Origin of the sequence: Bacillus cereus group sp. MYBK245-2 (genome assembly GCF_051916145.1) — a bacterium.
Taxonomy (GTDB): Bacteria; Bacillota; Bacilli; order Bacillales; family Bacillaceae_G; genus Bacillus_A; species Bacillus_A pacificus.
Map to the genome: position 1 here is coordinate 88,118 of NZ_JBQAGB010000011.1, position 25,368 is coordinate 113,485.

Sequence of the window (25,368 nt, forward strand, 5' to 3'; positions counted from 1 at the left end):
AATTATAAACAATAATACGTATATTATGTGGGAGAGATTTTATATAAATGGTAAAAAATGAAGGAAAGTTTGGTGTCTTAATAGAACGAAAACCTACGCTCCTGGCGTATGAATAGGAGGCTCATTCATGTTTGTTACCGTCGAGAAAGATGTGCATATTTTTGTGCAAGATGTTAATCCCGGTCCCGGTAGTAAAACCGTGTTCTTCGTTCACGGTTGGCCTTTAAATCATCAAATGTACCAATATCAGCTCAACGTATTACCACAGCACGGTTTCCGCTGCATCGCTATGGATATACGCGGAAATGGGCAATCCGATAAACCATGGACTGGTTACACATACGATCGTTTAGCAGACGATATCGCCATTGTCCTAGAAGCACTTCAAGTCGAAAATGCTACATTAGTCGGTTTCTCAGTAGGCGGTGCTCTTTCCATTCGGTACATGTCTCGCTATAATGGTCAACGTATTTCTAAACTTGTATTAATCGATGCCGTTTCCCCCTCTTTCGTTAAAAATCAAGAATCTCCCTATGGTGTCCCAAAAGAACAAGCAGATACTCTCATTAATCAAATGTATGCTAATCTACCTAAATTTTTAAATGATGTGTCTTTATCATTTTTTAATAGAAACTTAGGATCCGCTACGTTAGAATGGTTTTCTTATCTCGGTATGCAGTCTGCTTCCTATGCTCTCATCAAAATATTGCAAGCAGCCGCAAATGAAGATGTAACGAAAGATTTAAGTAAAATTAACGTGCCAACAAAAATATTCCACGGTATTCACGATCAACTTATCCCATACAAAAGCGCTGAACTTACGCAAAAGCGGATTAAAAATTCTCAGTTACATCCTCTCACCAATAGTGGTCACGGCTCCCCAATCGATCAAGCGGATGAATTAAACGAAGAACTTATAAAGTTTTTGCATTCATAAAAACCTATGCCAAATCGTATCGATAGGAACGTAGTTTTCAAAAACGTTAAAATTCACACATTTCTCACAAATCAATTGATAAAACGATTACATTTTCATTTATACTAAATGTACAAGTAATACTCCCTAAACCCAGCTTGTCTGGTTACCCCGTTAAATACTATAAAAAAGAACTTGTATCGTTATACAAGTTCTTTTTGTTTCTTTTATCCCGCTTTAACGGGCACTAAGACCCCCACCTCAAAATTCAGTAAAGCAAAGAAGTTAGGTGGGGGTCGGGCTACCCATAAAAGTCCAATTGGTGAGGGCTGATAATCAGTGGGGGATGAAGACCCCCACCACTGATTAAAGTTTCACTTTATTTAAAGAGGATATCTTTACTATATTGATTTCCGACGAGTAAATCATATTGGAGCATTTTATATTGCTCTAACATTTCTTTTTGTTTCTTTGTTAAATCATTGATTACTTCTCCATTTTTATCAACTTTTAATTCATCTCTAAGCACCGGTATTTCCTTGTAAAATCCCGATAAAAATTGATAGAATAAAGATTTATTTAATCCTGCATAATCAAAAATAAGATTAGAAAAATAAATTGGACTTACTAAACCTAAATTATCATTTGGCATATCAAAGTTTGCGTACATTAATAGCGGCGTTTGGGCCATCGCTAAACGTTCGCTCGGTGTTTTTTCATTCGTTATATACCCATTCTCTTTATAAAAAGATTTATTTTTTCCTAATGATGGAAGATGATCCCCAAAAAACACTAATAATGTAGGTCTATCTAAATTATCTAGTTGCTCTATTAAATATTGAAGAGCCTCATCTGAACGTCTTAACCCTTCTGTATACGTTTCTAATTCTCCCTTTGATTCTTCATTATCTAGACCGCTAATTTCTATTAGGTTTTCACCAAATCGGCCTTCTGTAAATGGAAAATGATTTTGCATCGTAACTGCATGAATAAATGTAGGTTGTTTTTGTTTCTCTAACTCAGCAATTATCTCTTTACTCATCGCTAAATCACTAATATAATCTCCATCAATATCGACATTTTCCATCGTATCAGCTGCATTAAACTTATCAAACCCTAACACCCTGTATACGTCATCGCGTTTGAAAAATGAGCGACCAAATGAATGAATTGCACTTGTGTAATACCCTTCTTTTTTCAACGCCGTAGGGATTGATGGAATTTCTTTCTTATTTGTAATAACCTGCTGATATGGTATAGAACCTGGCTTTAACAAACTCATTGAATAACTCGTTAATGCCTCAAATTCAACGTTCGCCGTATTTCCACCAAATGTAGGAGAAATAGTTTGTCCACCAGGAAAGTTTTCTATATAATGATGCAAATTTGGTACAGGATCTTCACTAAAAGAAAGGTTAGTTACTTTCGTCGGATCCCAAAACGATTCACTCATTACAAAAATAATATTCGGTTTCTCTTTTTTCTTTTGGCTCTCTATATTTCCACTATATTGTTTTTTTATATCGTTTGCTATTTGAAGCATATTTTCTTTAGAATAATTTTTTGGTTTTTCCATAACTGTTGTATCTAAATTGCTAATAAACCCAAGTACAAAACCATTTGAAGCATAGTTCTCATTTTGATCCCACAAAACAAAATCTACACCTGATTTTTGAAATACTTTATTCATAAATGTGTTCGCAAAATTACCATACGCATATAGAACAAAAATAGATCCTACTACTAATAAAGCTCTTATTCCTAGATGAGTCTTTACATTTTGAATATATCTTCTCATATATATCCCTGCTACAATACAAGCCACGATACTTAAGATAATGACAAAAATATAACTCCAGCTAAAATAGTCCATCACCATCGGTATAACAGATTGCATATGCATAATTTGTGTGAAATCAGAAGGATACAGCGGATCACCTCTAAAAATAAGCTTTAAATAATTCACAATACCTAAAATGACTAACGTACAGCTCGTTAAAATCATACTTAGAAAAACCTTGCCTATTAAATTATAAACAAGAATGTATATTGCATAAATTGCTACAAAACTTAATATAAACTGCATGTTATAAAAGTAAATCCAATTCATTGCCTCTATGAAACTCATATTAACTTGCATGACAATATAAAATAACGCTACTGTATGAGCTAGTAAAAATAATATAAAATGCACTCGTAGGGATGCCCTAAGTATAGACATCTCTTTTTTATTAAAATGTGAAATATAAAATGTTATGCCCCATATGAAAATCATCATAACAATTAAAACAAGATTTTGATTTAAATGAGCTTTCATTATGTCTAAATTAAAAACCTTTAAAATCATAAACAGCATAGTTATTACTAATAAAGTCACCATACTACTTATAATGCTAGAAATTAATATATTTCTTTTTGGAAGATCAAAAAGTGTAGAACCATACTTCAATTCATTCCCTCGTTTCTATGTCTTAATTTCCCCCGCATCGAAAGAACTACTTCTATAAAAATAACATATATGACATATTTCGTCTGCATACTTGCTTCTATCATAAATGTATTGTCTTAATATTACCTTAATCACCAGTTAAATTGTGGTATACAAATTACTCATTCTTGAAAAACTTAATTTCAGCATTCCACTTTATGATATAATAACTATGTTTTGGAAATCCTTAATACTATTAAAGATTTCACATGAAAATACGAAAGAATTAATAAAAAAGGAGTTGCTCATTTTTGCTTACTAAGTTTAAGAGTTTGCCTAAAGCGGTATATGCAATTTTGGCGCTTTCTTTCCTGTTGCACGTTTTTTGTTTAGTAAAACAGCCAGGATTAGATGGAGAGTTAGTCAAAGTAACATATGGTGCAAATGATGCCTTTAACTATTCGTTAACAGCTGAACAACTATTAAAACATGGTGTATTTGGTTATGTGTATTTAGAACCTAGTGAAGTTCCAGGGAAAAATGCATATATTACACCAGGTCAGCCATTACTATTAGCTGGCGCTATGATTATTTCTGATATTACATCAATTCCTTACTATTACGTAGCAACTGTTATTAACATGATTATGAACCTATGCACAGTGCTATTAGTATTCTTAATAGGAAAAGAATTGTTCGAAAAAAACATTTATGGAATTGTTGCAAGTATTTTATATGCTATTTATCCAAGTAACTATACATACTTCCGTACATTGCTAACAGAAGTTCCATCCATATTCTTATTAGCGTTATGTGTATATGTATTTGTTCTCGCATGGAAATACAATAAAGTGAAATTCCATATATGGTTTGGAATTGTCGTTTCAATTTTACTTATGTTCCGTCCAAATCCAGCTCCAATGATGCTCATTCCTGTTCTTGTTGTGTTATTTACATATGGATTTAAAGACTCCATTCGAATCGGATTGTTATGGTTTATCGGACCTTTCTTTATTATTGGTGCATGGGTTGTTCGTAACTATTTAGCACTCAACCAATTTATTTTATTCTCAACCCAAGGTGCTGACCCACTAATTGCGGGTGCTGATCCATTTAATAAAATTGGATATGAAAATATAGTAAATGAAATGAGAGCCAAAGGCTTAGATGACAAAGGGGCATACGCAAAAGAATTAATCAAGAACGGCTTTAAGACGGACTTCACTTATTGGTTCTCTTGGTTCACTGTCGGTAAAACAATTGAATTATTCAAAACAGCTCCTGCTGTAGACCAATACCGTATTCATAACTTTATGCAACTATGCCATAGAGTGTTTATTATCGGCACATTCTTGAGCAGCTTCTGCTTCATGCTAAATTCATTTAAACATAAACGCGTTATGATGCTAGTAGCAAGTTCTATTATTTACATTATCTTCTCAAACTTATTCTTAGCAATTAATCGCTATGGATTTTTCATTAATCCCCTTATGTGCTTAATTCTTGCATACGGATTAATTCACATTGTGCAGAAGCTTCCATTCTTCCGCACTAACCAAGCATAATAAGAAAGAGGTCGTCCAACGGTGGACGACCTCTTTCTTATTACCCCACACTTTTGCACACAGCCAATTTGTCCATTCTGTAATCACACTTTAATTCCGTATGTATGTGTTTCTGTATTTGTCAAAATATCTTTCACAACACTACTCACTATTTTACTTATAACTTCAAGTTTTTTACAACTATTACTATAACAAAAGAACCCGCCCCCACCTAACTTCTTTGCTTTCGCTCAATTTTGAGGTGCGGGGCGGGCTGCCCGTTAATGCGGGATAAAGTATTATATAAAAGGAAACAGCCATATTTTCCATACGATACATACGAGTACAATAACTACAAAATCAAAAAAATCTAATCTCGGTCCTTTTTTCATATTCATCTCTAGCCATAAATGAAGCCATTTTATTTTTGTGTATTTTTGGATGTTTTTCTTTGCAAATCGGTAAATGAGCACTTGCATAATAAAAAACCCGACTACAAAAATAAACAAGAAAATAAGAAAATCGACCACAAAATTCCTCCTTATTTTTGCAGCGATTTTTCTACGATATGATTTTTCAAAACCCACTCTTCAAATTGAGCACTTCCAAATTCCCAACTAAGATCACGAGCATGTACAGAAAAAACGTAATAACCAGCATATTCGTCCATAAATTTCCCCGTCTCAATCCCATCTTTCTGAAGACCATATGCTCCAAAATTAAAATATACATCCCACACGTCTTCATTCTTCCGTTTATAAGCAATCGATTCCATATCGCATTCTGTTCCGAAATAATCAAGATGTAAATGTACGCTATCATCATATTCGTACTCCATTTTATCACCCCTTATATTTGTACTTCTTTATCCCCAAAAAAATTCCTGCTATCTACACTCACATATGGGCACTTACCTACATATCATGCTTGTAGAGTGACTTCTAGGAGGTGTTATATAGTGAAAAAATTAATAGCTGTTTTTTGTATCATGTTACTAGCTGTCTTCACATTTGCTGCTTGCAGTAGTAAAAAAGAAGATACGAAAGAACAAACTCAAAATGTTCGCGTCGGCGAAGTTACCCATTCTCTCTTCTATGCCCCGTTATATGTCGGGATTGAAAAAGGATTTTTTAAAGATGAAGGATTGCATGTTGACCTCCAAACAACAGCTGGTGGAGATAAAACGATGACCGCCCTATTATCTGGCGGGATTGATATTGCTCTCGTCGGTTCTGAAACATCTATTTACGTTCATCAACAAGGCGCAAAGGACCCAGTCATTAACTTCGCACAACTTACACAAACAGATGGAACATTTTTAGTTTCGCGTAAAAAATTAGACTCTTTTAATTGGAATGACGTAAAAGGTGTTACGTTTTTAGGACAGCGTAAAGGCGGCATGCCACAAATGGTTGGAGAATACGTTTTAAAGAAAAATGGCATTGATCCTCACAAAGATACAAATTTAATCCAAAACATCGAATTCGCTAACATTGCAAATGCCTTTGCATCTGGTACCGGAGAATTTGTACAGCTCTTTGAACCGACTGCAAGTATATTTGAAAAAGAAGGTAAAGGTTATATCGTCGCTTCGTTCGGAAATGAATCTGGTACTGTTCCGTATACAACGTTCATGGCAAAAGAAAGTTTCTTAAAGAAAGATAAAGCTGCTGCTGAAAAATTCACACGGGCGCTCTATAAAGCACAACAATGGGTTGATACTCATAGCCCAGAAGAAATTGCTAATGCCGTTTCTCCGTTATTTAAAGACACTTCAAAAGACATTACAGTAAAAGTAATTGAACGGTATAAAAAGCAACATTCTTATGCGACAAATCCACTATTAGATGCTGAAGAATGGAAACAGCTCCAAACGATTATGAAAGACGCTGGCGAATTACAAAAAGAAGTTCCACATGAAGCGCTCGTCAATACGAAAATTGCCGAAAGCGTTATTAAGAAATAGAGGCGAAGTGTATGAGTTTTTTACAAATACGTAACGTTTCTCACTGCTTTTTCGCAAAAGAGAATGCCAAATTGATTCTCGAAGATATGAGCTTACAAGTGGAAGAAGGCGAATTCATTTCGATACTCGGCCCAAGTGGTTGTGGCAAAACGACACTCCTCTCCATTATTGCCGGGCTTCTTGATCCAATTGAAGGTATCGTCTTTTTAGATGGTGAGCCCATTACAACGAAAACTTCATCTATGGGATATATGTTACAGCAAGACTACTTGTTTCCTTGGAAGACAATTGAAGAAAACATTATGCTTGGACTTCATATACGAAAAATTTACGATGAACAGACGAAAGAACATACTTTACAGCTTTTAAATCAAGTCGGTCTACATGATGTAGAGCAGCAATATCCTCGTGAACTATCCGGTGGTATGCGTCAACGTGCCGCCCTCGTTCGAACGTTAGCGACCGACCCCAAAATTTTATTGCTAGATGAACCTTTTTCAGCGCTCGATTATCAAACGAAATTGAAGCTAGAAGATCTCGTTTTCAGCTTACTACACAAATATAAGAAAACGTCACTACTCGTGACACATGATATTGAAGAAGCCATTGCGATGAGTGATCGTATTTATTTACTGCAAGCGAATCCTGGAAAAATTGCAAAAACATTTATCGTCCCAGAAAGCATCCGTTCCTTATCACCGTTAGAATCACGCCACCACCATGACTTCCCATCCCTCTTCCAAAATATATGGAAGGAGCTGGAGCGTCTTGGATAATATAAAACAACTACATGAACAGTTTCGGAAAAAAGAACGCAGGCGCGCATGGTTAGCACGCTCTTTACAACTTTTACTGCTCATTCTTTTCTTTGCACTATGGGAGATAGCTAGCAAAAAAGAATGGATTGATCCTTTACTCTTTAGCTCTCCTTCAAGCATTTGGGAGCTCTTCCTTAGTAAATGGATGGACGGTTCGCTTTTGGTTCACATATGGACGACATTACTTGAAACGGGATTAGGCTTCATTCTTGGAACAGTGCTCGGCGCTATTATCGCTACTTTCCTTTGGTGGCTACCACTTCTCGCCCGCGTACTCGATCCATATCTCGTCGTCCTAAACGCCATGCCAAAAGTAGCACTTGGTCCGATTATCATTGTAATCTTCGGTCCAAATATTTCTTCGTCAATTGCAATGGGAGTAATCATTTCCATCATCATTACCATTCTCGTTATTTACAGCGCATTTCAAGAAGTCGATTCTAACTATATAAAAGTGATGGACACATTTGGCGCAAATAAATGGCAATGCTATAAACAAGGCGTTCTCCCTGCATCTTTCCCAGCCATTATTTCAACGTTAAAAGTGAACGTTGGATTATCATGGGTCGGTGTTATATTCGGCGAACTTCTCGTCTCTAAACAAGGCCTTGGCTACTTAATTAGCTACGGATTCCAAGTATTTAATTTCACACTTGTTTTACTGAGCGTACTACTCACGTGCGTCCTCGCAACACTTATGTATGTGTTTGTTGAGGCATTTGAAAAACTTCTAATTGGGAAACGAAAAAGAAGCTGACTTAGAGCGATAGACTATAGTCAGCTTCTTTCTTTTACTTTTTATCACACATCTTTGTTTCATTTTTAACATTTCCATCCGCAACCGTAACTGTATGGAAACAATCTTTCACACGTACTGTAACGACATTATCTTTTCGATCTATCACATGATAATCATTAAACTTTTTATCCAATGCACTACGAATTTGCTCCCCTTCAAAAATCGGAAAACCGTGAGACATTACCCAAATGAGACCAGCGACAGCAAGAATCGTTTTCATACGTTTCATTACCTCCTCGAGAGTAAACTTATAGTCCCTATAACACGCGCATTATAATTGTGTCTAAATTGTGACATTTTTATACTAATTCTATTTTATAGTTATAGTTCCTTCTTCTTTTTGATAAAAATACAGAATTTTCAATTTTATCAACATAAAAAACGTAAAGAACTACAATTCTTTACGTTTTCTTAGCTAACATATATAACTCGCATTAGTTACCACTTTGTTGTTCTATCTTTAAACGTTTCCGTTCTATTTTTTCAAAATAAGGATCTACAATTTCATCACCATCAATATAATAAGAAGCTAAAAAGAAGTAATTTTCATTATCATCTTCTTTTTTCCGCTCTGCCTTTTTCATATCTGCACTTTCATGCTCTTCTATTTCATAATCTTCTACTGCTTCAAGCTCAGATAATCCATCTATTTTTTCATATACTTTTTGAAGTTTCTTATCTCCTATTTCCACGCATTCTTTTTCTGTTTTACACACTTCTTTTTCTTTCACACTCTTCATAGAACTCTCGCACCCTGCTAACGATAACCCCTACTAACTTGCATACAGTCTCTTCATGCATTCCTCCATCAATACATTCTACAAAAATATCATAATCATTTTTTAACGAATATGCGATAATAAATCACAAAAATTGTAAGGAGGTTTCCTATGATTCGGGCAGTCTTCCAGAAAGTTTATCAGCGACTTTTCGGATATATCGACCGTAACTTGAAATATATCGACTTACCGACAAAAATTGACAAACAAAAAAGAAGCCGTTTGTTCAAAAACGCCTCCTCTTCCTTTATGACTCATATACAGTAAACTGCGGTTTACTTGGATGATCTATCACTAGCGCATCGTCTGGAAACTTTGAAACTTTTTGATATAAGGCAATGTCACCCATGCAACCTGCTGTTAGTAGAATTCCTAAAAATGAGAGTGGCTCCAGATTCATAGCTAATCCCAATACAATTGGCAAAATTCCAGTCGGTAAAAACGGTAACATTAACACTTTCTTCATTTGCTTTACTGTAATTTCTTTTTTAGAATGCGCATATGCAACACCTAATTTCCAATTGACACCCCATTTTAGTTCACTCCACGGCACGCCTCCGATATAACGAAATCCTATTAGATGTATCGCTTCATGAATACAAACGAGAACAATCATTCCAATAATCAAAAGAAACATAGCGGGCAATGTAAAGTCAAATTGAACCTCGCCTGAAAGAAATATATGCAAATAACCAATTCCAAACGCCAACGCAAATATTGTAAGTAATGAATAGATATTTAACTTAACCATCGAAACAGTAACAGTCGTTTCTTTCCTTTTATCCATCTTCTCCCTCCTAAAATGTAAATATATCTTTACAAAAATTGTATAATATATCCAAATAAATGTAAAGATATATTTACATTTATTCTTACACACAAAAAAAGAAACCGGCTACTTTACTTCGTAAAACAGCCGATTTCTTCTATATGTTTCATCGTACGCGCCAATACATCGTCGCGCATTATAAAGCTAAATTTTCTATCTGTTTTAATGTTGTCAGGAATGTCTGTTAATAAAACAGATCCTTTCGTTTCTTCGTAATGCGTATGTTGTTCTACCGCACTAATTGTTGCAAAATAAATGTTTTTAATGATTATTTTGTCTTTTCCAGATACTTTATATTGTCCTAAGTAAGTTAAATCAGAAACTATGCCGCCGGTTTCTTCATGAACTTCTCGAACTGCCGCTTCTTCCGGTGTTTCCCCTAGTTCTACTTTTCCACCTGGAAATTCAAGACCGCGACGTAAATGATGCGTTAATAACCATTGATCCCCGTACCGGCATACAACCCAAACATGCTTTGGCTCAGGAGAAAATGGATAACGTTCAAACGATAATTGTACAGTGTTGTGGTAATAATCTTTAAATTTGTACATGCCATTACTCCCCTATTGATGGTTACAAGTTTTTCCTACCACAAATTGTAGCATATTCTCGCTTTTCTGCATAATATTATCCAATTATAATCCATTGATTATTCCCATTTGCGCGACTAATTCTTTCGTCTCATGATTTCCTAAATCGTAAATCATTTTATATGCTTTTTGTAGTTGTTCATCATATCGGTCATTATTTGAATCATGATGATACTCAACAAATGGAACGTGGGAGCGTACAAATGAACCTAAATCCTCTACATACGCTTGATCAAAGTACTCTCTTAACTCCGTAATTTCCTCATCATTTGCGGAAATCTCAAAATTATACGTATCCGCTGTCTTCACTTGTGAAATTTGACCGTTTCCTATTGATATATAATATGTTTTTTTCTGCTCCATGTAACACCCTTCTTTCATCCTTTTTATTTCTATTGTTTTCATCAATTACAAAATTATGTAAAATAAAGAAAAGGAGGGATTCCATGTTTAAAATATTAATTATCGGTATTATCATCGTCCTAGTCATACTAGTACTCTCCATCATGACGATTAATAAAGGCTACGCTTATAAACATTCCGTCGATAAACTAGAAGATAATCCTTATACAAAAAATAATAAGGAGAATTCATAATATGTTTCGTATACTTCGCATTGGAATCGCGCTCACTGTAATTATTATTTCAGCAATCGGACTCTATACGGGGCAAAATACCTTTCTCCCCCTTTCACAATTTCTATTAGGAGCTTTAATGTTTCTCATTGCTATTGAACAAATAAAGAAAAAGGATTCCGGAACAGGATTTATTTGTATTGGTGCTGGAGTTTTCACCTGGATCGTTCTCATCATTAGCCATATAAAATAGTAGGGGGAATATACATGTTAAAAGGATTACGGATTACTTTTGCACTCATTGCATTATGTATAGTAATTTACGGATATTTTACTGGTAATAGAGAAATAATGCCTTACATGTTCATTTTCTTAGGGTTAATGGCTTTCACTATAGGACTAGGGGAAATAAAACAAGACAGAAAATCTAGTGGTATATTTGCTTTTCTCGCTGGATCTGGTGCTTTATTTCTTAGCTTCTCAGAACTATTTCGGTAAATAATCTATTTAAGGGGACATTACATGCTAATTGGATTACGGATTGCTTTAGGACTTTTCACGCTTCTCATACTCTTTCTTTGCACTTATATCCAGATTACCAATCTGTTTCTCACTTCTCCCATACGTACAATTTATTCTCAGTTGTTTCTTTATTCTTGTTGGAATTAACGAATTTATATCCGGACGAAAATCAATGAGCATTCCGTTTTTTTTCGTTTCTATTCTTACACTCTTCGTTCTCATATCAAACTACCTTCGCTACGTATAGAATGAAATCTTGAGCAATTTCGCATTTACAAGCACGTAATAAAATAGGGATGATTTTTTGTCAACTTTTGTCGGTAAGTCGATATCCAGTGTCGAAACGTCGATATATTAAAAAAATCGTTGATATATTTCAAGTTACGGTCGATATATTCGAAAAATCGTTGATATAATTTCATTTATTATCATGCCACAAAAAAACTGCCCTTTTACAGGCAGTTTTTCTTCTTATCCAAATACTTTCTCAAGTTCATCTTTATCTTGGCTTAACCAGAAGTTCATTAAGCGTTTTGCTCCTTCTAAATCGTGAAGCTTCGCTTGACCACATTGTGTTTCATTTGCAGCTGGAATTTCTGTAATTTGAACCGCATCTTTTAATGTTAATTCTAATAAATCAATGATTTCTCGAACTGTCGGTGTTCCGCTTACTACAAGGTAATACCCTGTTTGGCAGCCCATTGGTGAAATATCGATAATATCAAAATGCGGATAACGATCAATATATTTACGTAAATTAAATGCTAATAAATGTTCTAACGTATGAATAACATCTGGTTTCATTGCTTGTTTATTCGGTTGGCAAAAACGAATATCAAATTTATTTACAATACCGTCACTACCTACATTGTGAACTCCGCAATGTCTTACATAAGGTGCCTTTACAATCGTATGATCTAATTCAAAGCTTTCTACTGATGGCATACAACATCTCTCCCGCTTTTAATTTAATTCCGTTATATCCAATATGATATAACGGAAATGCACATTAGTAAAGTATTATGTACAGTCGTGCTATAATACTTTAAGAATATGCTGAAAAGGAGATCGTTATGAAACAGATTTTTATTGGGATTATACGCTTTTATCAAAAGTTCATTTCTCCGATGACACCACCCACTTGCCGCTTTTATCCAACTTGTTCTCATTACGGATTAGAGGCGTTTCAAAAGCATGGTGCACTCAAAGGCTTTTGGCTTACTTGTAAGCGTATATTAAAATGTCACCCTTTCCATCCAGGAGGATTTGATCCTGTCCCAGATAAAAAGGATGACAAAGTACATTCTTAATTGTCGTAACCATTCACAACTAAATCTAATTTTCCTGTATCAGGATCGATAACAAGACCGTGAACAGGTACTTCTTCCGGAAGTAATGGGTGGTTGCGAAGTACTGATACGCTATGTTCTACACTTTCTTCCACACTAGAGAAGCCGCGCAAGAATTGTTCTAAATCGATTCCAGAATAACGAAGCATATCTAATTTCTCTTCTGTTACACCGCGTTCTTTCATTTTCTCAATCGTACTGCTTGCTTGAATTTTTGCCATACCACAATCGTGGTGACCAACTACACATACTTCATCAGCGCCAAGTTCATATACAGCGACTAAAATACTACGCATAATACTTCCAAATGGATGTGAAATAACAGCGCCTGCTACTTTAATAATTTTCACATCGCCGTTACGCATATTCATCGCTTTCGGTAATAGTTCAACAAGTCTTGTATCCATACAAGAAATAATTACCATCTTTTTGTTTGGAAATTTCCCCGCTACAAACTCTTCATACTTTTTCTCTTCCACAAATTTCTCATTGTATTGCAAAATCTCTTCTAATGACTTCATAGTAAAAGGCCCTCTTTTCTCTCGTTTACACTACATAAATAGTGTACCAAAATATGAAAAACTCAAAAAGGATATCGCTTTATAGTAAAAATAAGATTTTTTCAGATAATCGACATAATTCTTTCAAAATATACACACAGCTTTGTAACAAGTCTCACATACTTTAAACGCATTTTCACTATAAACTGATTGTAGATAATGTAAAAAAGGAGTGAATATTTATTATGTCCGACGTTCTGTTACTGAGTCGTTTTCAATTTGCAATTACTGTTTTTTATCATTTTTTATTTGTACCTTTGACAATCGGACTTGTTATTTTAGTAGCGTGTATGGAGACTCAATACGCCCGCACATTGAATCCAACATACCGCAAAATGGCAAATTTCTGGGGTAAATTATTTACAATTAACTTCGTAATGGGGATTATAACCGGGATTACGATGGAATTCCAATTTGGAACAAACTGGTCTGAGTACTCCAAATATATGGGAGATATTTTCGGATCACCTCTCGCAATTGAAGCACTCGTTGCCTTTTTCTTAGAATCTACTTTCATGGGAATATGGTTATTCGGTAAAGACAAAATTTCACCAAAGTTCCGTGCCTTCTGTATGTGGATGGTTGCACTTGGAACAAATATTTCCGCCCTTTGGATTATTACAGCAAATGGCTTTATGCAAAACCCTGTTGGCTACGTCGTACGTAACGGCCGCGCTGAATTAAATGATTTCTGGGCACTCGTTACGAATCCATACGCTTGGAATATGTTCTTCCATACTGTAGTTGGTTGTTATATTGTTGGTGCTTTCTTCGTCATGGCAATTAGTGCCTATCACTTATTACGTAAAAATGAAGTTGAATTCTTCAAAAAATCATTTAAGTTTGGCTTAATGTTAGGCTTATTTGCCGCAACAATTACACCGTTTATGGGACATCAATCTGGTGTATCCGCAGCTAAATATCAACCTGCTAAAGGTGCTGCAATGGAAGCTGTTTGGGAAACTGGAAAAGGACAAGGCTTCTCGATTGTTCAAATTCCTGATGTAAAAAACGAAAAGAACTTTGAATTCCTAACGATTCCAAAGTTAGGAAGCTTCTTCTATACAAATTCATTTGATGGCGAAATTGTTGGTTTAAAAGATATTCCGAAAGAAGATCGTCCAAATGTTAACCTCGTGTACTATAGCTTCCGCTTAATGGTTGCACTTGGTATGTTCTTTATGGCATTAACTTGGTACGGTTTCTACTTAAACCGAAAAGGAAAACTAGAAAACTCAAAACGTTACTTAAAAATTACAATATGGTCTGTTTTACTACCATATATAGCAATTAATGCTGGTTGGATTGTTGCCGAAGTAGGTCGTCAACCATGGACAGTATATAAACTCATGCGTACCGCAGAATCTGTATCACCTATATCTGTCCCACAAATTTGGTTCTCATTAATTAGTTTAATCTTGTTCTACACTTTACTTTTAATCGCAGACGTATACTTAATGCTGAAGTTCGCAAAAAAAGGACCAGCAGCATTAGAGGAACCTGCTACTGAGGGAGGTGCAGCTCATGTCTCATGATATGCTTGCGATTATCTGGTTTGGTTTATGGGGCGTGATTTGGACAGTTTACTTTATTCTTGATGGATATGCACTTGGTAACGGAATGATTTTTCCTTTCGTTACGAAAGACCGACAAGAACGAAATCAATTACAAGAAGCAATTGGCCCGTTCTGGGGCGGTAATGAAGTGTGGTTAATTACAGCTGGTGGCGCAACATTTGCTGCCTTCCCAGTCACATATGCAAATATGTTTAGTTATTTATATACACCGTTATTCTTAGTATTACTTGCACTATTTGCTCGTGCTGCTGGACTGGAATTCATGCATAAAGATGATTCACCAATTTGGCAAAAAACTTGTAAATGGGCATTTGCAATTGGTAGTTTCTTAATTGCTTTCCTATTCGGTGTTACATTTGCTAATCTTTATTACGGGCTACAAATCGGAAAAAATGGCTATGAAGGAAATTTACTTAGCTTACTAAATCATTACGGTATTTTAGGAGGTCTGTTCTTCACTGCTATATTTGTCGTATCCGGTGCCCTTTGGGTCATGATTAAAACGACTGGTGAAGTATCTGATCGTGCTTATAAAATCGCAAGACCGTTTTCAATGGCAGCTGCTATCATTTTAGCTATTTTCTATGTAGCAACTGCTAATCGGACAAACTTATTCCAAAACTTTACGGAATATCCGGTACTATTCATTCTTCCAGTACTTGCAATGCTAATGAGTGTACTCGCACTTATTATGGTGTACAAACATAAAATTGGCCTTGCATTCACATTCGTTTGCTTAACAATCGCAATGTTTATGACAACTGGCTTTGCAGGTATGTTCCCAAGAATGTTACCATCTCGTATTAACGATGCATACAGTACAACGTTATACAACGCAGCTGGTAGTCAATTAAACTTAAAAATTATGTTCTTCGTTGCAATGGTTATGGTACCAATTGTTATTGGCTATCAACTTTGGAGCTATAGTATCTTTAAAAATAAAATTCATAAAGACTCTGCTAAAGGGTATCACTAAAATGAAAAAAGACACTTCGTTTGAAGTGTCTTTTTTATACGTATGATTTTCGATAAGATGTTATATTTCTAATCTAACAACTATAATACAGAAGAATCATTAACAGCTCACAGCTAAAGTGTAACATACAACAAACATGTTACTTTATGCAATTTTGCATATAAAAATTATAACGTAGATTGGATTACTTGATCATATACATCGCTATCCCCTACATCTGATGTACTAATCCCGCTAAATGTTTGTACTTTAATCCCTGTATTCGATGATCCCGATCCATTATAAGCTTTCGTTTTTTCAATCGGCTGCACGTTATATTTATCTCCTAAATTAATCGTTCCATTGCAGTTTTCAATAATAACGCCTTCCACAACTGACGGCATTTTGTCACCTACTTTCATTTCCTTACTTTCATTTTATGAAAAGTGCCTAAAAAAATAGCATGTCTCCATAAGAAAAAGCACTCAAATTGAGTGCTTTTTCTTATTTACCTTTTTTCTTTTTCTCACAAGCAATTCCATCGCCATCACGGTCTAAATGCTTACCGTAATATGGACTATCTCTTGTAATGTCATAATATCCCGCATCGTTTGCCTCTTTACAGTTAGCAAACCGTTTTGGATCTGGCTTTACTTCTGGTTTCGGTTCTGGTTTCGGCTGTGGTTGTTTTGCTCCTGGTCTTTCTTCAAGTGGTAACGTTGCATTATATAAGAACTGAACATATTGCTCACGACTTACATGCATTTTAGGTGCGAATGTACCGTCACCAGTTCCAGCTGTAATATAATTTGATTTAATTGCAGTAATCGCAGGATTCGCCCATCCATTTCTATCTACATCCGGGAAATTATGATCCCCTCTAATTTGCAATTGGAATCCTCTTGTCAAAATTTGTGCCATTTCTTCACGAGTTAACGCATCTTTCGGTCTGAATTTCCCAGTGTTATCTCCAACGAATACGCCCATCTCTGTTAAAGCAAGAATCTCTTTTTTAAACATAGTTGAACGATCCGTAACATCTTTATATGGATTGTTATACTGTTCTTTTACTGTCGGTTTTAAGTGGCGGAACATAAGAGCTGCAACTTGCTCACGCGTTACATCATCACCAAATCCAAAAATCCCATTTCCGTATCCAGCAACAACGTTTTTATTTGCTAAATCCATAATTGCTTTATAAGACCAATGATTGTTTGGAACATCTTTAAAATCTGCGCTTGCCTCCGCTGTTCCAATTGAAGTAAATGCTGTAGTTGCAACAAGTGCACCTGTTAAAATTAATTTTTTAAATCTCATACTTAAGTCTCCTTCTCTTTCCATAATAACCATTTAACAATATAACAAATTATTCAAATGTATTTTGTCATATTCTGTCGAACACAAAAAAGAATCCTGCAGGATTCTTTTTTGCTAAGCATGAATGGCAATTTTGGAGACAGTTGACTTCTTCAAAAATTTATTAGGGGTAATATTTTGAAAAAGAAAGCCTTTCATATGTAGGTTAACACTACTGGAATATATAGTAAATTGATAATATTTATACGGAAGATTGCCAATGTTTAGTATAGATAGTTTCCACTATATCAACAGTGAAAAGTATCTACATGAAACAACAAAAAAGGCGCCTTCAAAGAAGACGCCTTTCATAAACAGACACTATAAAACAGAATTATGTATTGTTATACGATTGTTAGATACAAAAAGTAGAGGGAAATGTTTGTATTAAATTCTGTTTTATAAAGTATGTCTACCACTTATATTTTAATCCTCTTCACTTGAAAATAAATATAATATGCATAATTACATACGAAAAAGAAAAGACACTCCATAGAGTGCCTCTTCAACCATTTTACTTTTAATATATCGCTTTACATACATTGTAACATATGTATCCATATATTTTATTGAGAAAATTCAAAATCCTTTTTCTTTCATTTTCAATTATAAAATCATGTAATATAAAAGGTATGTCAAATTCTTATACAAGTCGAGGTGTACTATATTTATGCTGTATTTCGGAATTATCCCTCTTATACTGTTTATTATTTTTCTTATCTCCTATTTAAAAGATCCACGAAAAATAATAAACGGCTTTTTATTTAATACCTTTATCTGTTTTTTCCTTCTTTTTTGTGTAATTATATCTGTGAATTCAAGTAGTGATATCTTACGCTATATTATCATTTTACCTATTTTAGCACTTCTCATTATGCTACCTTTCGGTATTATTGCCTTAATGTTTGGGCTGTTTCTGAATGCTAGAATTTTAATGAAGCGAGAAGGACGACGTTTCACTAACTGTTTAACACTCCTTGCTGCTTTTGGGATATTATTCTTTATGCTATTGCCTATTATAAGTCCAGCAAGTTTGTTCTCATCACATTTCCAGCCTATTTTCGCTGGTATTTCTCTTATAACAGTATATTTCTTTATACACTTATCTAACTTCTTAAGCGCGTATTTTTTATACCAATTCAACAGACCAAGACGTAATCAAGATTTCATTATCGTTCTTGGTAGCGGCTTAATTAATGATAAAGTACCGCCTTTACTTGCAAGTCGTATTCATAAAGCAATCGACTTTTACTGGAAACAAGCCGCTGTAAATACGCCACCAACAATTATTTTCTCTGGTGGACAAGGTCCAGATGAAGGTCTTCCTGAAGCAGAAGCGATGCAAAAGTACGCTGTTGAAAAAGGAATTCCGCTTGAACATACAGTGCAAGAAAATCGCTCTGTAAACACATATCAAAATATGTTGTTCTCTAAAGAAATTATGGATTCTTTAAAGCCTGAAGGTAAGTATAATAGTATCTTTACAACGAACAACTTCCACCTATTCCGCGCTGGTATATATGCAAGACAAGCAGGTCTTAATAGCCAAGGAATCGGATCAAAAACTGCATTTTATTACTGGCCTAATGCAATGATTCGTGAGTATGTTGCGATTGTCGTGATGGGACGTAAACGCCATATGAAAATATGTGGAACTATTTTAGGCTTCGCTTTATTCCTAACCGTGCTTAGTTTTATCATTTCTTAATAGCATCCCATCCTTTGAAAGGATGGGATTTCTTATACTCATTTCAAAAATATTTTAAAGTTAATATGGTCATAATATTCCCTGCATACATCCATTAAAGGAGAATTTTTTCAAATTAAATGTTAAAATAAAATTTAGGTGTGAATGATGTAACAAACAAGAAACTAGTTTGAAACGAGGAAATTACATGGAGAAAATTATCAAAAACAAGCCCAATAAGCTAAGAATTGCTTCTAAAGCTTTGATGATTATTATTGGGGCATTTATCACAGCGTACGGATTAGAAGCAGTATTAATTCCAAATAACGTATCAGACGGTGGTGTAACTGGTTTAAGTATCGTTAGTTCAACATTATTTGGATTGCCATTAGGAGCTCTAATCGCAATTATTAACATTCCTTTCGTTTGGTTAGGATATAAGCAAATCGGTAAAAGCTTTGCGATTTATTCCATTATCGGGATTGCTTCATTAGCAATAGGTACCGTTGTCATGCACGGAATACCAGCTATTATTGAAGGCGATACATTATTAGTTACAGTTGTTGGTGGTATTATCATCGGTTTCGGTATGGGACTAGCATTGCGTAATGGCGGGGCATTAGATGGAATCGATATGCTAGCTGTATTGCTTTCTCGTAAGTTACCATTTGGAACGAGTGACCTTATTCTATTCTTAAACATGTTCGTATTTATTTTCGTATCAACAGTATTCGGTCTTCAAGGAGCTATCCTTTCAGCAATTGCTTACTTTATTGCTTCGAAAGTGATTCATATCGTTGAAGTTGGTTTAAGTGGTTCGAAAGCATTTAAAATCATTACGAAAGAGCCTGAATTGATGGTAGAAACCATTCGCGATCGCTTAGGCCGAAGTGCAACATATAACGAAGTATACGGTGGTTATTCTAAAGAGAAATTCAAAGAAATCTCTTGTGTAATTAACCGTTTAGAAGAAAGTAAAATGAAAGAACTTATTAATGAAATCGATCCACACGCCTTTATTACAGTTTATGACGTAGCAGAAGTAAAAGGCGGTAACTTTAAGAAACGTGATATTCATTAATCATTATGAAAGAAGAGGGTGTGCCAATATGTTGGCACACCCTCTTCTTTTATTGTTGTCAGTTTTTGTCGATTAGTCGATATATTTCAATAATCGCTGATATATTTGGAGTTGCGGTCGATATATTTCAATAATCGCTGATATATTTGGAGGGGTGGTCGATATATTTCGATAATCGCTGATATATTTTTACTCCCCCCATCTTCCCCCGCTCTTAATCCATGCCACGTATTTTTGAAAGGCTGGCACTTCTTGTTGGAAACGAAGCGGAACATACAGAAAAAGAGTACATGTACATAGTATCCATAGAATACCTACTACAAAGTGAAATTGCATCGTTGTGCTAATGAATAAACTTAAGAATAAGACGAGGAACATAATTACACTAAATCTTTTATACATAGTCATAATAATCTCCTCCTTATAACTTCATTGTACCAGCTACAAGGAATTAATTCCCATAAAAAAAGACCGAAAAGCAAATTCCACTTTCCGGTCTCTACACTATCTTCTCTTCGTAATCTTTCCTGAACCACCGACCCTCGTTTTCGGAGGAGAGGTATTCCTTGGTGGCGTTTTAATAGATGATTTCGGCTTCACATCTGATCCGCTCGAACCACCTGGTGTTTTCGTTATTTTCCCTTTGCTTCCAGTAGAAGGCGGAGGCGTGCTACTTCCTTTTTTCGTAATACTTCCTGTATCTCCTACAGAAGATTTCGAATCTACATTATCGCCACGCTTAATGATAGACCCTTTCCCTTCCTTCGTAATTGGAGGCGGGGTTTTCTTTTCTTCTTTCGTAGGCGGTCTCTCTGGAATAACTGGTTTATGATTTTGTCTGTCATTATATCCGCGATAATCACCGTACGATGATTTTCGTGAACCGAATATATCATTTAATATACTACCCATAATATATCCTTGCAGGAAGGACGGTTGGTAATTTTGACGGACAAACTCTTTATTACTTATTTCAATTAACGTATCAGATGGCTTCTCTTTATCCTTTTGCAGATTATAAATCTTATCAGAATAAACGAGGAACATTTGATTTTCGTCTTCTTTAGATGCTTGCTTCGGTTCTCTTTCATTAATGAGTTCCTTCGCGACTTCAGGAACTGACCGATTGGCGGCCCTATACACGTAAGATTCTTGTTTACCTTCTTTTGCGACAGATTCAAGTGGATAACGGTCTTGAATCGACTTTGTCTGTCCGCCTTGACAACCTGATAAGGCATATCCAGCAACAACAAGTAATGTAACGATAGCAAGTATAGGGATCACGAACGATTTAATCATGGTAAACAATCGGTTTGACATGATTACGCCCCCTTACGTTGCTCTTATAATTTGTACATCAGCAGGAATAATTGCTTCTCCCTCATACATCATTGTGCGACCATTTTGCCATTCAATACGTAATAATTTTCGATTATCCGATTGGAACTCCCATACATACTGTTCTTCTGAAGCTGAGAATGGTGTTTTCCCCATCACAACAACACGTCCGTTATATTGCTCTTCCATATGGTACTCTGTATCATCCATCTCAATTGTCGTCGGAATTTCATCAATCGAATCTAAACGACCATCAATTGGTGTATATAATTTGTAATACGTATTCTCACGGTCTTCAATTTTTAAATAACGAATATCTTTCCCGTCTTGCAGCGTTAAAACAATTTCTTTACGAGAATGCATACTCGTTTTCCCAATTAATTCATACATGACTAATGAAACTTCAACCATATCGCCAGGAGCTAACGTTAACAAACTTTTCTCTGGTTTCGGTGGTTCTGGGCTTTTCATTATATTTTTAATTCGTTTAAATAAACTCATGAGCTACCCCTCCTTCTCTCTTTATAAACAAGCACCTAAAATAAGTGCACCAACAATATGTAATGATCCGGCCAACATCGCGTGCGCAACACTGCCTTCTTTCGTACCTTCTTCTAAATCTAAACCAGCCATTTTCTTTAACACAAATTCGATAAACATTTCTACCACTAATAAAATAACGAAAGAAACTGCTGATGCAAGTAGCGCTTGCCATAAGTCATTTGCTTTCGTTATCGATTGAGATAAAATGTACCCTTGTGCGAATAATTTCATAACGAAACGAGTTGTTACAGCTGTATTCCCATTTTTTATTTCTTTTAAATCATTGTATTTTGTAAAAATTGAATCAACCCACATAATTGCAAATAAAAGTACTGCACTCGCTCCAGTCCATACAAGCATGGCTAATACATTTGTCCATGTCATTGCAAAACCTCCTCAAAAAAATAATAGAAAACCGACATGAATTTATTTAGACATGTCGGTTCATTTGTCTCTATTCTATATTATTTCTCATACTGCTTCATAATACGAGCTAATTCATCGTCAACAGCAGAATTTTTGTTTAAGCTTGCGAATTCATCATCTAATGATTTCTCTTTTTTGTACACTTCACCGCTTGCTTCTGCTTCAGCCTCTAATTGAAGAGCTTTCTCTTCCATACGGCTTAAACCAGCTTTTGCTGAGTTTGAATCAAATCCAGACATCGCCTGATTAATATTCTTTTGTGCTTTCGCCGCATTTACACGTGCTACAAGTGTTTCACGTTTATTTTTCAGCTCTGTTAATTGCTTACGCATTTCTTCTAGCTTCAGGCGAAGATTATCAGCAGCAACTTTATTTTGCTCATAGCTTGCTTTATACTCATTCATCTTTTGCTCTGCATTTTGTTTTTCTTCTAATGCACGGCGCGCAAGATCTAAGTTGTTAGCTTGAACAGCCATATGAGCTTGCTCTTCACGTTTTTTCACAAGTGCTTCTTGCTCTTCAAATAATATTTTGAATTTCTTCTCAAGCGCAATTTGAGCTGCTACACTTTTCTCAGCTTCTTGTACATCCGCTTGCATATCGCGTAAATATTGATCCGTCATCTTAACTGGATCTTCCGCTTTTTCAATTAATGAATATACATTCGACATTGTTAAATCTCTTAATCGTTTAAATACAGACATCTAAATTCCTCCTATGATATACCTCATATTTCAAATTCACTACTTGGAAAACTTAAGAATCTCCCTTTACAGTAAAGAATATTCATTTTTACAGCCTATGTGTTTATTATAACAAAACTAATATGTCCTTACATGTTATTTCCAAAATACAGCCAATATAATATGACATTCCAGATAAAACATTGTATTCCTAATATATTCTCATTAATCCTCTTCAAAATTGCCTTATTTTTATGCAATTTCACCAAATTACATTATTGTAATGTTACTGTAAGCTAACTCGATAGTTACGTCTCCCTATTTCTTATACACTAATACCAGAAGCGACAAACAAGCTTCTCATCATTTCAAAACGAATACAAAAATTGTATTGACTATAAAACAGATAAAAGGAGAAATCATCATGAAAAAATTAGTAGGAATCGGATTAGCAGCAGCAATTTCACTTGGAGCATTATCAGGTTGTTCTTTATTAGGAGAGAAAGCAAACGGCTTTGTACTATACGGATCAGAAGAACAAGTTCAGCAAATTACGGATAAAAATAAAAAAGAAGTGAAAGAAAAAAACTTCTATAAAATGAAAATGACAACATTAGATGGTAAAAAAGTTCTTGTTATGGATAAGAAAACTGGTGAAGAACTAGTGAAAAAAGAGTTACTTAGCAAAGTTGATGAAAAAGACGACACGAAACCACTTGATAAATTACCGGCTGTAACAGCAGAGCAAGGTGTATTATTTGCTAAAGAAAAAGTAGAAAATGCTACACTTGATGGGGCAAAATTAAAATATGAAGGCAACACAATTATCGGAAGTGGCCGTGCATATACAGATATGTATGCAATTGTTGATGACGCAACTTACAGCAATGTAAAAGGTGATGAAAAATCTGTTGGGGTATTAAAATTCGATAAAGATCCAAGTAAAGAATTTCCTGGTTACAAAGGCGTAGAAGCTTCTCAACTTGTAAAAATTAAAAAGTAAAACAAAAAAGCTTCGCGAAATTGAAATGCACCCCAATTGTTAGACACATAATTAACAATTGGGGTGCATTTTTCCCTAAGGATTGGAATAGAGTCCAGGTAGTTGATTCTATTAAAGAAGCATATACCAATCGTGTTCAAATCGCTCCAAATAAATACGTAGGGCAAACTTCTTCTGGATTTAAAGTTGAGATGATTATTGAAAATGGAGAAATTACCACCGCTTATCCAAAATATACGAGAAGATAGTGAGGTTGTATTAATGAATTATTCACATGAATTTTGGCGTGACCCATTTGGTGGACTAAGAATTCGTTTACCAAAAGAAATTGCTATTGTATCTGACTTTATAGAAAACCTAGATGAAGATGAAGCGGATGAATATATAGAAGTTTTAGACCATGTCGTAGAGGGAAAGTACCCTAGTTATGAACTAGAATACAATGCTGCTGCTGTATTTATTGAACCTAAATATACAAGCGCGATTAATTATTACATTAGCCCACCAAATAATCAATGTAAATTAGAAACTTCAGAATTTAGGAGATTACTTTTGCTTTGGAGAAATAAAGTGATGACAGAAGGCCGAGATATTGAAGTAGATTAAAAAGACTGCCTGTAATGAAGTGCACTCCAATTGTTAGACACATAATTAAATGGCTAAATTTTCTTCAAAGGATAAAATACAAGCAGTAAATGGAACAATTTAAGCAAGAACTAGAAACTTATATTGATTACTACAATCACAAAAGAATTAAAACAAAACTAAAAGGATTGTCCCCTGTGCAATACAGAGTTCAATCCTTAGTAGCCGCTTAATATATTTGTCTAACTTTTTGGGTTCAATTCAAATTCGCAAAGCTTTCTTCTATTTATGAGCAATTTGCTCCATATCCGGACTACATGTTTGCGACTGACATGACTTATTTAAAGAACATGCCGCACATTTTCCTTTTTTACTTCTCTTTACAAAATGAACTAACGTGTATGCTGCATAACCAAAAATGATAGCTCCAATTATAATATTGACCATCATCACAATACA

General features: G+C 35.0%; 34 protein-coding genes and 3 pseudogenes. 17 read left to right on the plus strand and 20 right to left on the minus strand.

The genetic code is table 11. The annotated features are described in order from the left end of the window. The first annotated feature begins 127 nt into the window (after positions 1-127). Positions 128-937, plus strand: coding sequence for an alpha/beta fold hydrolase (locus ACTFRN_RS18415; protein ID WP_014893460.1), 810 nt, complete (start codon positions 128-130; stop codon positions 935-937). 358 nt (positions 938-1,295) lie between these two features. On the opposite strand, the gene ACTFRN_RS18420 is transcribed toward ACTFRN_RS18415, so the two are convergent. Then, positions 1,296-3,365, minus strand: a complete 2,070-nt coding sequence (locus tag ACTFRN_RS18420) for an LTA synthase family protein (protein WP_000873608.1) — start codon at positions 3,363-3,365, stop codon at positions 1,296-1,298. A gap of 290 nt (positions 3,366-3,655) precedes the next feature. Between ACTFRN_RS18420 and ACTFRN_RS18425 the strand changes: the two genes are divergently transcribed. Further along, entirely contained in the window at positions 3,656-4,909 is a 1,254-nt protein-coding gene (locus tag ACTFRN_RS18425; protein WP_000956217.1) for a glycosyltransferase family 39 protein, read from the plus strand. An 83-nt stretch (positions 4,910-4,992) separates the two neighbouring features. Here ACTFRN_RS18425 and ACTFRN_RS18430 read toward each other — a convergent pair. The 3 genes and pseudogenes from ACTFRN_RS18430 to ACTFRN_RS18440 all read right to left on the minus strand — a co-directional run. After that, positions 4,993-5,067 (minus strand): annotated as a pseudogene (locus ACTFRN_RS18430) (DUF2196 domain-containing protein); the annotation flags it as partial. Between the two features lie 120 nt (positions 5,068-5,187). Next, positions 5,188-5,418 carry a hypothetical protein gene (locus ACTFRN_RS18435; protein WP_000227423.1) on the minus strand — a complete coding sequence of 77 codons (231 nt, stop codon included), beginning with the start codon at positions 5,416-5,418 and terminating at the stop codon, positions 5,188-5,190. 11 nt (positions 5,419-5,429) lie between these two features. Next, positions 5,430-5,726 carry a DUF3986 family protein gene (locus tag ACTFRN_RS18440; RefSeq protein ID WP_000455572.1) on the minus strand — a complete coding sequence of 99 codons (297 nt, stop codon included), beginning with the start codon at positions 5,724-5,726 and terminating at the stop codon, positions 5,430-5,432. A gap of 120 nt (positions 5,727-5,846) precedes the next feature. On the opposite strand from ACTFRN_RS18440, the gene ACTFRN_RS18445 reads away from it, so the two are divergent. Genes ACTFRN_RS18445 through ACTFRN_RS18455 form a run of 3 tightly spaced genes read left to right on the plus strand, consistent with a single transcriptional unit; the run spans position 5,847 to position 8,429 of the window. After that, the gene (locus ACTFRN_RS18445; protein ID WP_000733206.1) at positions 5,847-6,854 is read left to right on the plus strand and encodes an ABC transporter substrate-binding protein; all 1,008 of its coding nucleotides are present in this window, start codon (positions 5,847-5,849) and stop codon (positions 6,852-6,854) included. Between the two features lie 11 nt (positions 6,855-6,865). Then, complete coding sequence (locus tag ACTFRN_RS18450) at positions 6,866-7,630, plus strand: ABC transporter ATP-binding protein (protein WP_000009046.1); 765 nt, start codon at positions 6,866-6,868, stop codon at positions 7,628-7,630. Beyond that, positions 7,623-8,429 carry an ABC transporter permease gene (locus ACTFRN_RS18455; RefSeq protein ID WP_088106352.1) on the plus strand — a complete coding sequence of 269 codons (807 nt, stop codon included), beginning with the start codon at positions 7,623-7,625 and terminating at the stop codon, positions 8,427-8,429. Before ACTFRN_RS18450 ends, ACTFRN_RS18455 begins: the two co-directional genes overlap by 8 nt. A gap of 34 nt (positions 8,430-8,463) precedes the next feature. On the opposite strand, the gene ACTFRN_RS18460 is transcribed toward ACTFRN_RS18455, so the two are convergent. From ACTFRN_RS18460 to ACTFRN_RS18480, 5 genes and pseudogenes are all read right to left on the minus strand, one after another. Further along, positions 8,464-8,691, minus strand: coding sequence for a hypothetical protein (locus tag ACTFRN_RS18460; RefSeq protein WP_000849109.1), 228 nt, complete (start codon positions 8,689-8,691; stop codon positions 8,464-8,466). Between the two features lie 241 nt (positions 8,692-8,932). Then, a pseudogene (locus ACTFRN_RS18465) lies at positions 8,933-9,280 on the minus strand (recombinase family protein); the annotation flags it as partial. A gap of 217 nt (positions 9,281-9,497) precedes the next feature. Next, entirely contained in the window at positions 9,498-10,037 is a 540-nt protein-coding gene (locus ACTFRN_RS18470; protein ID WP_000361302.1) for a DUF3267 domain-containing protein, read from the minus strand. Positions 10,038-10,150: 113 nt separating this feature from the next. Continuing rightward, on the minus strand, positions 10,151-10,630 hold the full coding sequence (gene mutTA / locus ACTFRN_RS18475; protein ID WP_000276389.1) for an antimutator 8-oxo-(dGTP/GTP)ase: 480 nt from the start codon (positions 10,628-10,630) through the stop codon (positions 10,151-10,153). Between the two features lie 84 nt (positions 10,631-10,714). Further along, positions 10,715-11,032, minus strand: a complete 318-nt coding sequence (locus tag ACTFRN_RS18480) for a hypothetical protein (RefSeq protein WP_000435820.1) — start codon at positions 11,030-11,032, stop codon at positions 10,715-10,717. 83 nt (positions 11,033-11,115) lie between these two features. On the opposite strand from ACTFRN_RS18480, the gene ytzI reads away from it, so the two are divergent. The 3 genes from ytzI to ACTFRN_RS18495 are packed head-to-tail and all read left to right on the plus strand — an operon-like array spanning position 11,116 to position 11,742. After that, entirely contained in the window at positions 11,116-11,265 is a 150-nt protein-coding gene (gene ytzI, locus ACTFRN_RS18485) for a YtzI protein (protein WP_014893459.1), read from the plus strand. Between the two features lies 1 nt (position 11,266). Continuing rightward, positions 11,267-11,497: a DUF3953 domain-containing protein gene (locus tag ACTFRN_RS18490; protein ID WP_014893458.1), complete on the plus strand. Its 231-nt coding sequence runs from the start codon at positions 11,267-11,269 to the stop codon at positions 11,495-11,497. A 14-nt stretch (positions 11,498-11,511) separates the two neighbouring features. Beyond that, a complete protein-coding gene (locus tag ACTFRN_RS18495) occupies positions 11,512-11,742 on the plus strand; it encodes a YczI family protein (RefSeq protein WP_014893457.1) in 231 nt (76 codons plus the stop codon). 48 nt (positions 11,743-11,790) lie between these two features. Here ACTFRN_RS18495 and ACTFRN_RS18500 read toward each other — a convergent pair whose 3' ends face one another. Together ACTFRN_RS18500 and luxS are read right to left on the minus strand one after the other, a co-directional pair. Continuing rightward, positions 11,791-11,988 carry a hypothetical protein gene (locus ACTFRN_RS18500; protein ID WP_001259377.1) on the minus strand — a complete coding sequence of 66 codons (198 nt, stop codon included), beginning with the start codon at positions 11,986-11,988 and terminating at the stop codon, positions 11,791-11,793. 249 nt (positions 11,989-12,237) lie between these two features. After that, positions 12,238-12,711: an S-ribosylhomocysteine lyase LuxS gene (gene luxS / locus ACTFRN_RS18505; protein ID WP_001141369.1), complete on the minus strand. Its 474-nt coding sequence runs from the start codon at positions 12,709-12,711 to the stop codon at positions 12,238-12,240. A 128-nt stretch (positions 12,712-12,839) separates the two neighbouring features. On the opposite strand from luxS, the gene yidD reads away from it, so the two are divergent. Then, entirely contained in the window at positions 12,840-13,076 is a 237-nt protein-coding gene (gene yidD / locus ACTFRN_RS18510) for a membrane protein insertion efficiency factor YidD (protein WP_000809333.1), read from the plus strand. Here the strand turns inward: yidD and ACTFRN_RS18515 are convergent. Continuing rightward, the gene (locus tag ACTFRN_RS18515; RefSeq protein WP_000838163.1) at positions 13,073-13,636 is read right to left on the minus strand and encodes a beta-class carbonic anhydrase; all 564 of its coding nucleotides are present in this window, start codon (positions 13,634-13,636) and stop codon (positions 13,073-13,075) included. The genes yidD and ACTFRN_RS18515 overlap by 4 nt on opposite strands. 224 nt (positions 13,637-13,860) lie before the next feature. On the opposite strand from ACTFRN_RS18515, the gene cydA reads away from it, so the two are divergent. Together cydA and cydB are read left to right on the plus strand one after the other, a co-directional pair. Next, on the plus strand, positions 13,861-15,210 hold the full coding sequence (cydA, locus tag ACTFRN_RS18520; RefSeq protein WP_001286198.1) for a cytochrome ubiquinol oxidase subunit I: 1,350 nt from the start codon (positions 13,861-13,863) through the stop codon (positions 15,208-15,210). Continuing rightward, positions 15,200-16,228, plus strand: coding sequence for a cytochrome d ubiquinol oxidase subunit II (cydB, locus tag ACTFRN_RS18525; protein ID WP_000017662.1), 1,029 nt, complete (start codon positions 15,200-15,202; stop codon positions 16,226-16,228). Before cydA ends, cydB begins: the two co-directional genes overlap by 11 nt. A 167-nt stretch (positions 16,229-16,395) precedes the next feature. On the opposite strand, the gene ACTFRN_RS18530 is transcribed toward cydB, so the two are convergent. Together ACTFRN_RS18530 and ACTFRN_RS18535 are read right to left on the minus strand one after the other, a co-directional pair. Then, positions 16,396-16,629 (minus strand): spore germination protein, encoded by a 234-nt coding sequence (locus ACTFRN_RS18530; protein ID WP_041184487.1) that lies wholly within the window; start codon positions 16,627-16,629, stop codon positions 16,396-16,398. 82 nt (positions 16,630-16,711) lie between these two features. Next, positions 16,712-17,524 (minus strand): S-layer homology domain-containing protein, encoded by an 813-nt coding sequence (locus tag ACTFRN_RS18535; RefSeq protein ID WP_001211240.1) that lies wholly within the window; start codon positions 17,522-17,524, stop codon positions 16,712-16,714. A gap of 709 nt (positions 17,525-18,233) precedes the next feature. On the opposite strand from ACTFRN_RS18535, the gene ACTFRN_RS18540 reads away from it, so the two are divergent. Continuing rightward, the gene (locus ACTFRN_RS18540) at positions 18,234-19,271 is read left to right on the plus strand and encodes a YdcF family protein (protein WP_000965220.1); all 1,038 of its coding nucleotides are present in this window, start codon (positions 18,234-18,236) and stop codon (positions 19,269-19,271) included. A 187-nt stretch (positions 19,272-19,458) separates the two neighbouring features. Further along, positions 19,459-20,331, plus strand: coding sequence for a YitT family protein (locus tag ACTFRN_RS18545; protein ID WP_000411248.1), 873 nt, complete (start codon positions 19,459-19,461; stop codon positions 20,329-20,331). 189 nt (positions 20,332-20,520) lie between these two features. On the opposite strand, the gene ACTFRN_RS18550 is transcribed toward ACTFRN_RS18545, so the two are convergent. From ACTFRN_RS18550 to ACTFRN_RS18570, 5 genes are all read right to left on the minus strand, one after another. Then, positions 20,521-20,739 carry a hypothetical protein gene (locus tag ACTFRN_RS18550; RefSeq protein ID WP_000180105.1) on the minus strand — a complete coding sequence of 73 codons (219 nt, stop codon included), beginning with the start codon at positions 20,737-20,739 and terminating at the stop codon, positions 20,521-20,523. 96 nt (positions 20,740-20,835) lie between these two features. Then, the gene (locus tag ACTFRN_RS18555; protein ID WP_000071207.1) at positions 20,836-21,651 is read right to left on the minus strand and encodes a DUF4247 domain-containing protein; all 816 of its coding nucleotides are present in this window, start codon (positions 21,649-21,651) and stop codon (positions 20,836-20,838) included. 12 nt (positions 21,652-21,663) lie between these two features. Continuing rightward, complete coding sequence (locus tag ACTFRN_RS18560) at positions 21,664-22,170, minus strand: DUF4178 domain-containing protein (RefSeq protein WP_000051759.1); 507 nt, start codon at positions 22,168-22,170, stop codon at positions 21,664-21,666. Positions 22,171-22,191: 21 nt separating this feature from the next. Further along, positions 22,192-22,596 carry a DUF350 domain-containing protein gene (locus ACTFRN_RS18565; protein ID WP_000220322.1) on the minus strand — a complete coding sequence of 135 codons (405 nt, stop codon included), beginning with the start codon at positions 22,594-22,596 and terminating at the stop codon, positions 22,192-22,194. An 80-nt stretch (positions 22,597-22,676) separates the two neighbouring features. Beyond that, the gene (locus ACTFRN_RS18570) at positions 22,677-23,342 is read right to left on the minus strand and encodes a PspA/IM30 family protein (RefSeq protein WP_000110282.1); all 666 of its coding nucleotides are present in this window, start codon (positions 23,340-23,342) and stop codon (positions 22,677-22,679) included. A 403-nt stretch (positions 23,343-23,745) separates the two neighbouring features. Between ACTFRN_RS18570 and ACTFRN_RS18575 the strand changes: the two genes are divergently transcribed. From ACTFRN_RS18575 to ACTFRN_RS18590, 4 genes and pseudogenes are all read left to right on the plus strand, one after another. Further along, a complete protein-coding gene (locus ACTFRN_RS18575; RefSeq protein ID WP_049113366.1) occupies positions 23,746-24,324 on the plus strand; it encodes a lipoprotein BA_5634 family protein in 579 nt (192 codons plus the stop codon). A 20-nt stretch (positions 24,325-24,344) separates the two neighbouring features. After that, complete coding sequence (locus tag ACTFRN_RS18580; protein ID WP_014893455.1) at positions 24,345-24,572, plus strand: EndoU domain-containing protein; 228 nt, start codon at positions 24,345-24,347, stop codon at positions 24,570-24,572. Continuing rightward, positions 24,529-24,930 carry a hypothetical protein gene (locus ACTFRN_RS18585; RefSeq protein ID WP_014893454.1) on the plus strand — a complete coding sequence of 134 codons (402 nt, stop codon included), beginning with the start codon at positions 24,529-24,531 and terminating at the stop codon, positions 24,928-24,930. Before ACTFRN_RS18580 ends, ACTFRN_RS18585 begins: the two co-directional genes overlap by 44 nt. A 98-nt stretch (positions 24,931-25,028) precedes the next feature. Continuing rightward, a pseudogene (locus ACTFRN_RS18590) lies at positions 25,029-25,142 on the plus strand (IS3 family transposase); the annotation flags it as partial. A gap of 49 nt (positions 25,143-25,191) precedes the next feature. Here the strand turns inward: ACTFRN_RS18590 and ACTFRN_RS18595 are convergent. Then, positions 25,192-25,359 (minus strand): FeoB-associated Cys-rich membrane protein, encoded by a 168-nt coding sequence (locus ACTFRN_RS18595; protein WP_000989585.1) that lies wholly within the window; start codon positions 25,357-25,359, stop codon positions 25,192-25,194. Between the last annotated feature and the right edge of the window lie 9 nt (positions 25,360-25,368).

Coding starts and splice junctions, on each gene's coding strand:
- mutTA (WP_000276389.1), bottom strand. CDS start 10,630: ATGTACAAATTTAAAGATTATTACCACAACACTGTACAATTATCGTTT.
- ACTFRN_RS18550 (WP_000180105.1), bottom strand. CDS start 20,739: ATGACTATGTATAAAAGATTTAGTGTAATTATGTTCCTCGTCTTATTC.
- ACTFRN_RS18450 (WP_000009046.1), top strand. CDS start 6,866: ATGAGTTTTTTACAAATACGTAACGTTTCTCACTGCTTTTTCGCAAAA.
- ACTFRN_RS18570 (WP_000110282.1), bottom strand. CDS start 23,342: ATGTCTGTATTTAAACGATTAAGAGATTTAACAATGTCGAATGTATAT.
- ACTFRN_RS18490 (WP_014893458.1), top strand. CDS start 11,267: ATGTTTCGTATACTTCGCATTGGAATCGCGCTCACTGTAATTATTATT.
- ACTFRN_RS18500 (WP_001259377.1), bottom strand. CDS start 11,988: ATGAGAACGAAGAGTGTAAGAATAGAAACGAAAAAAAACGGAATGCTC.
- ACTFRN_RS18440 (WP_000455572.1), bottom strand. CDS start 5,726: ATGGAGTACGAATATGATGATAGCGTACATTTACATCTTGATTATTTC.
- ACTFRN_RS18495 (WP_014893457.1), top strand. CDS start 11,512: ATGTTAAAAGGATTACGGATTACTTTTGCACTCATTGCATTATGTATA.
- ACTFRN_RS18415 (WP_014893460.1), top strand. CDS start 128: ATGTTTGTTACCGTCGAGAAAGATGTGCATATTTTTGTGCAAGATGTT.
- luxS (WP_001141369.1), bottom strand. CDS start 12,711: ATGCCATCAGTAGAAAGCTTTGAATTAGATCATACGATTGTAAAGGCA.
- ACTFRN_RS18595 (WP_000989585.1), bottom strand. CDS start 25,359: ATGATGGTCAATATTATAATTGGAGCTATCATTTTTGGTTATGCAGCA.
- ACTFRN_RS18460 (WP_000849109.1), bottom strand. CDS start 8,691: ATGAAAACGATTCTTGCTGTCGCTGGTCTCATTTGGGTAATGTCTCAC.
- ACTFRN_RS18585 (WP_014893454.1), top strand. CDS start 24,529: ATGGAGAAATTACCACCGCTTATCCAAAATATACGAGAAGATAGTGAG.
- ACTFRN_RS18545 (WP_000411248.1), top strand. CDS start 19,459: ATGGAGAAAATTATCAAAAACAAGCCCAATAAGCTAAGAATTGCTTCT.
- ACTFRN_RS18515 (WP_000838163.1), bottom strand. CDS start 13,636: ATGAAGTCATTAGAAGAGATTTTGCAATACAATGAGAAATTTGTGGAA.
- ACTFRN_RS18535 (WP_001211240.1), bottom strand. CDS start 17,524: ATGAGATTTAAAAAATTAATTTTAACAGGTGCACTTGTTGCAACTACA.
- yidD (WP_000809333.1), top strand. CDS start 12,840: ATGAAACAGATTTTTATTGGGATTATACGCTTTTATCAAAAGTTCATT.
- ACTFRN_RS18555 (WP_000071207.1), bottom strand. CDS start 21,651: ATGTCAAACCGATTGTTTACCATGATTAAATCGTTCGTGATCCCTATA.
- ACTFRN_RS18530 (WP_041184487.1), bottom strand. CDS start 16,629: ATGAAAGTAGGTGACAAAATGCCGTCAGTTGTGGAAGGCGTTATTATT.
- cydA (WP_001286198.1), top strand. CDS start 13,861: ATGTCCGACGTTCTGTTACTGAGTCGTTTTCAATTTGCAATTACTGTT.
- ACTFRN_RS18575 (WP_049113366.1), top strand. CDS start 23,746: ATGAAAAAATTAGTAGGAATCGGATTAGCAGCAGCAATTTCACTTGGA.
- ACTFRN_RS18560 (WP_000051759.1), bottom strand. CDS start 22,170: ATGAGTTTATTTAAACGAATTAAAAATATAATGAAAAGCCCAGAACCA.
- ytzI (WP_014893459.1), top strand. CDS start 11,116: ATGTTTAAAATATTAATTATCGGTATTATCATCGTCCTAGTCATACTA.
- ACTFRN_RS18540 (WP_000965220.1), top strand. CDS start 18,234: ATGCTGTATTTCGGAATTATCCCTCTTATACTGTTTATTATTTTTCTT.
- ACTFRN_RS18470 (WP_000361302.1), bottom strand. CDS start 10,037: ATGGATAAAAGGAAAGAAACGACTGTTACTGTTTCGATGGTTAAGTTA.
- ACTFRN_RS18480 (WP_000435820.1), bottom strand. CDS start 11,032: ATGGAGCAGAAAAAAACATATTATATATCAATAGGAAACGGTCAAATT.
- cydB (WP_000017662.1), top strand. CDS start 15,200: ATGTCTCATGATATGCTTGCGATTATCTGGTTTGGTTTATGGGGCGTG.
- ACTFRN_RS18565 (WP_000220322.1), bottom strand. CDS start 22,596: ATGACATGGACAAATGTATTAGCCATGCTTGTATGGACTGGAGCGAGT.